Origin of the sequence: Paracholeplasma manati (genome assembly GCF_025742995.1) — a bacterium.
Lineage (GTDB): Bacteria > Bacillota_I > Bacilli_A > Acholeplasmatales > UBA5453 > Paracholeplasma > Paracholeplasma manati.
The window spans coordinates 1-564 of record NZ_JAOVQM010000021.1; the positions used below are offsets into that span (position 1 = coordinate 1).

Consider the following 564-nt stretch of genomic DNA (forward strand, 5'->3'; position numbering starts at 1 on the left):
CTCTTTTATGTCTGATTCTTTCATGTAATAAGGCGATTTCTAATACTTTCTGATGATAGTTACTAGAACCCTTGATTCTTCTAGATAAACTTCTTTGAAGGACTCTGAGTTTATTGAAGTCTGTTTGAATGTCTTTAGGATAATCCAATTTAAATCCTTCATGATCAATATAGAAATGAGTCATGGAGAAATCTAATCCAATCGATTCTTTTACATCTTTTTTCTTAATCTCTTTTTGGTATTCATATAGAATAGAAACATAATAATTACCTGTACTACTCTTAGATACCGTTACATTTTTGAGAATCATATCACTAGGTATGGCTCTATGTTGTTTGATCTTTACTTCACCCAGTTTAGGTAGTTTGATAAAACCTTTTAATAGAGCGATATTATTGTTAACAAGATTGGTCGTATAACCATAGTCTTGTTTCTTTGAATGAAACTTAGGGAAGTCTTGTTTATGATTGAAGAATTGTTTAAAAGCTTTTTCTTGATTGAGTTGTGTATTGGCTAAAGATAAAGAGTCTATGTCTTTTAGAAATGGATAAGCATCTTTATATT

General features: G+C 29.6%; 1 protein-coding gene. It reads right to left on the minus strand.

Features of this window, described 5'->3' with window-relative positions; genetic code table 11:
* On the minus strand, positions 1-564 hold a 564-nt coding region (locus N7548_RS08810; RefSeq protein ID WP_263609106.1), incomplete at both ends, for an RNA-guided endonuclease InsQ/TnpB family protein.